Raw genomic sequence first — 3,414 nt, forward strand, 5'->3', positions numbered from 1 at the left:
CGCACTATCAACCGGTCTGGACCAGTCTCAACTCGCTCAGCAGCAAAGACGCTCGATCAGACCCGAACGTGTGCCCACCAACTGTCGAAGCCGGGTGAAGCTTCCCCATCAGCTCGGAGGCCCTGCGGTGGCTGCGGAAGCTGACCGCCGAGCAGGCGAAGACGATCGAGATCCTGAAAAAGCGACTGTCTTCTTCGCGGAAGAGAGCGACCGGTGCGCGCTGTATGCCGGTTCATCCGCGGGGAGAGGGTCGCCTACCCGGTCACCCTGCTGTGCCGGGTATGAAGACGGCCCGCTCCACGTACTACGCCTGGGTGGCCGGCATCGAGGCCCGTGAGGAACGTCGGCGGTAGGTCATGTGCGAGCATCGCATCGCCGGGCACAGCCGCCGCACCGGCCGCCGCAGCCTGACCCGGGCCGACACCACCGCCCCGACCTCGTCGTCGACGTACTCGACATGGCCGTCCGGCTGGAACGGCTGGAGGCCGGCTGTGTGATCCACAGCAACCGCGGATCGGAATACACCTCCAGCCAACTCCGCGCAAAGATAGCTGAGTCAGGAGGTAGGCAGAGCATGGGCAGGACCTGGAACTGCTTCGACCACGCCGCCGCCTGCACCACCTGGTGGGACACCATCACGTGTTGGTGCCGGAAGAGGGAGCCCGGGTCATGGCTTCTGTGGTCTCGGCTGTGTTGCACAGGCGTTTACGGGCGGGTGGTTGTTACTCACTTTCGAGTGATGGCGGGAAACGGGCTGGGGTGGCGCGGTGGTGGCGATCGGACTTCGGGGGCCGGTATGCGGTGGGCGACAAGGATGACGAGGCGTCAATCTGACGTCACACGCATGTTGTTGCGGGGTACATGCAAGGGTCACGGTGACATGAGCGGTATGTAACAGACGTCTTGGTGTGGCATGGTTTCGATCTTTTGGAGGGATGGTGTGGGTGTGCGGTCGACCGGCCGCCGTATCACCCCTCGCACTGCCGGTGACCTGCGCATTCAATGCGGGGTTGTCGGGGGACGCAGTGCACTGTGAAGGAGGAATCGTGTCCGTTTCCGTTTCTGCGAGCGTCTGTCGTCTGAGTGCTGCGGCTGTTGCGACGGCGGCTGTGGTGGGGGCGGTGGCGCTGCCGGCATCGGCTGCCGACCACTCCCCGGTGCGTGACGGCCGCTCCCGGGTGGTCATCAGCGCTGTGAGAGCCGACTCCCCGCGCCGCGACGGCCGTTCCGAGCGCCGCGACGGCCGTTCCGACCGCAGCCTGAACAGGAACTGGGTCGAGGTCAGCAACACCGGCCGCCGGGAGGTGAACCTCGACAGGTGGACGTTGTCGGACAGGGACGGCCATGTCTTCACCTTCCATCACTTCCGGTTGGAGGGTCGTTCCACTGTTCGTATCCATTCCGGGGAGGGCCGTGGCAGCCGCACGGACCTGTACCAGGGCCGCCGCACCTACGTGTGGGACAGCGGCTCCGACACGGCGACCCTGCGCGACAGCCACGGCCGGTTCGTCGACGACGCCTCCTGGGGGCGTGACCGCCGTGACGGCGACCGCCGACACGGGGACGACCGTGACCATCGCGATGACATGCGCCGCTGATTCTCCGGCAGACCTGAGGAGCAGGATCCTGCTGCAGGGCAAGCGTCCGATCAGGACTGCCCCCTGCAACGTCCGGATCCACGGTTTCCAGGACGCCGGCGTCCGGACATGACAGTGCACGCAGATCGCTGTCAAGGCTGCCGTTTTCTGCCCAATTCGCGAGGTACTGGGAGCCTGCGCCGGCGGTCTGCTACTTGGCCACCGGCCGGGCTCGCCACTGCTTGCTTCACGGCTGTCTCGGAGAGCCAGGCCGTGTTTTAGGTAGCGCGGGCGGCCAGCCATTTGATGAGGTCGCCCGCGATCTGGTCGATGTTTGTCTCCACGGTGACGTCGTGCTCGCGGCGGCTGGTGTCACGCCGGACGATCTCGTAGCCGCCCGTCTCCAGGACGGCGACGGACGCGAACCAGGCGGGATCGTCCTCATCGGGCTGGATGACGACGAAGGTGTTGTCTGCGCCGTTCAGGTCGCTGACCAGCTCGAACAGGGCGTCTTCGGACGGGTCGTCGACGTGGTCGCCGTTCTCGCTGTCCGCGCAGTGGTGATCAGCGGCCACCGGACCTCCCCCTGCGTGTGCTGCTCGAATTGCCGGTGGCCAGCATGGCACGGCTGCCCGGCCGCCCGACGGCTCACCACCACTGGTGGATCGCCGCGACGTGAACCGTCGCCTCCTACCGGATCGCGAGCTTGTCGAATCGGGTGGCCACTGCCCGGTGCTGCTTGAGACGGCTGATCCCGCACTCGACCGCGTGGCGCTCGCGGTAGTCGATCTTGTCGAACTTCGGCGGCCGACCGCCTCGTGAACCACGCCTCTTACGGTTGCGGACTTGATCGGCCTTCTCCGGGATCGTGCATCCGATGCCGCGTCTGCGCAGGTAGGCGCGTTTCGCGCGGGAGCCGTAGGCCTTGTCCGCCCGTACCTTGTCCGGCCGGGAGATGGTGTCCCGCTTGGTGGTGTATCCGATCAAGGTTGGGGCGTAAGCCCGGGGGCGTGTGCTGACAGTGATTCCGCTCCATGCCCATGAGGCGGGCCACCTGTAAGTCTCCTTGGTGAACGGCCGGTTCAACCCGGGAGGTGCATGGTGGCCCTGTCCCAGTCTGACCTACTACGCCTGCTGGAGTCACTGCGCTCGGCGGACGGGCTCGAACTCGTCCGCTCGGTGGCCGAGCGGACGCTCCAGGAACTGATCGAGGCGCCGACGAGCGCGAGGATCGGCGCGGAGTGGAACGAGCACACCGACACGCGCACCGCGCTGCGCAACGGGCACCGCGACAAGACACTGACCACGCAGGCCGGCGACCTGGAACTGGGCATACCCGAACTGCGCTCGGGCAGCTTCTTCCCCAGCCTGCTGGAGCGGCGCCGCCGTATCGACCAGGCTCTGTTCGCCGTGGTCATGGAGGCCTACGTCCACGGGGTGTCCACCCTTCCCCAAGCTCTCGGCTTCGCTCGAGCAGGGGAGACCCCATTGGTCGACGAGCTGGTCAAGGCCCTCGGGGCGGACAGCGGGATCTCCAAGAGCGAGGTCTCGCGGATCTGCGCCGATCTGGACATCCAGCTGACGGCGTTCCGCACCCGGTCCCTGGACCACGTCCGGTTCCCCTACATGTACCTGGATGCGACGTACTGCAAGGCCAGGGTCGCGCACCAGATCGTCTCCCGGGCCGTGGTGATCGCCACCGGCATCACCGAGGACGGGGGCCGCGAAGTGCTGGGGGTGATGGTCGGCTAATGCTGGGTGGGGGGTTTGTTGGTGTATCGAGTGTGTGCTGGCCTGGGGTGTTGTGGGTGTGTTGAGAGGCGGGGTGGGCGGGGTG

The 3,414-nt window shown here is 66.5% G+C and carries 3 protein-coding genes and 2 pseudogenes; 2 read left to right on the forward strand and 3 right to left on the reverse strand.

Features of this window, described 5'->3' with window-relative positions:
- Window positions 1-304 precede the first annotated feature (304 nt).
- On the reverse strand, window positions 305-502 hold the full coding sequence (locus ABZ862_RS38315; RefSeq protein ID WP_360969208.1) for a hypothetical protein: 198 nt from the start codon (window positions 500-502) through the stop codon (window positions 305-307).
- A 619-nt stretch (window positions 503-1,121) separates the two neighbouring features.
- On the opposite strand from ABZ862_RS38315, the gene ABZ862_RS38320 reads away from it, so the two are divergent.
- Window positions 1,122-1,598 (forward strand): lamin tail domain-containing protein, encoded by a 477-nt coding sequence (locus tag ABZ862_RS38320; protein WP_360969211.1) that lies wholly within the window; start codon window positions 1,122-1,124, stop codon window positions 1,596-1,598.
- Between the two features lie 257 nt (window positions 1,599-1,855).
- Here the strand turns inward: ABZ862_RS38320 and ABZ862_RS38325 are convergent, their stop codons facing one another.
- Window positions 1,856-2,152: a hypothetical protein gene (locus tag ABZ862_RS38325; protein WP_360969214.1), complete on the reverse strand. Its 297-nt coding sequence runs from the start codon at window positions 2,150-2,152 to the stop codon at window positions 1,856-1,858.
- Between the two features lie 115 nt (window positions 2,153-2,267).
- Window positions 2,268-2,528, reverse strand: a pseudogene (locus tag ABZ862_RS38330) (transposase); the annotation flags it as partial.
- Window positions 2,529-2,678: 150 nt separating this feature from the next.
- Between ABZ862_RS38330 and ABZ862_RS38335 the strand changes: the two are divergent.
- Window positions 2,679-3,326, forward strand: a pseudogene (locus tag ABZ862_RS38335) (transposase); the annotation flags it as partial.
- Between the last annotated feature and the right edge of the window lie 88 nt (window positions 3,327-3,414).

The organism is Streptomyces sp. NPDC047000 (assembly GCF_040644295.1).
Classification (GTDB): domain Bacteria; phylum Actinomycetota; class Actinomycetes; order Streptomycetales; family Streptomycetaceae; genus Streptomyces.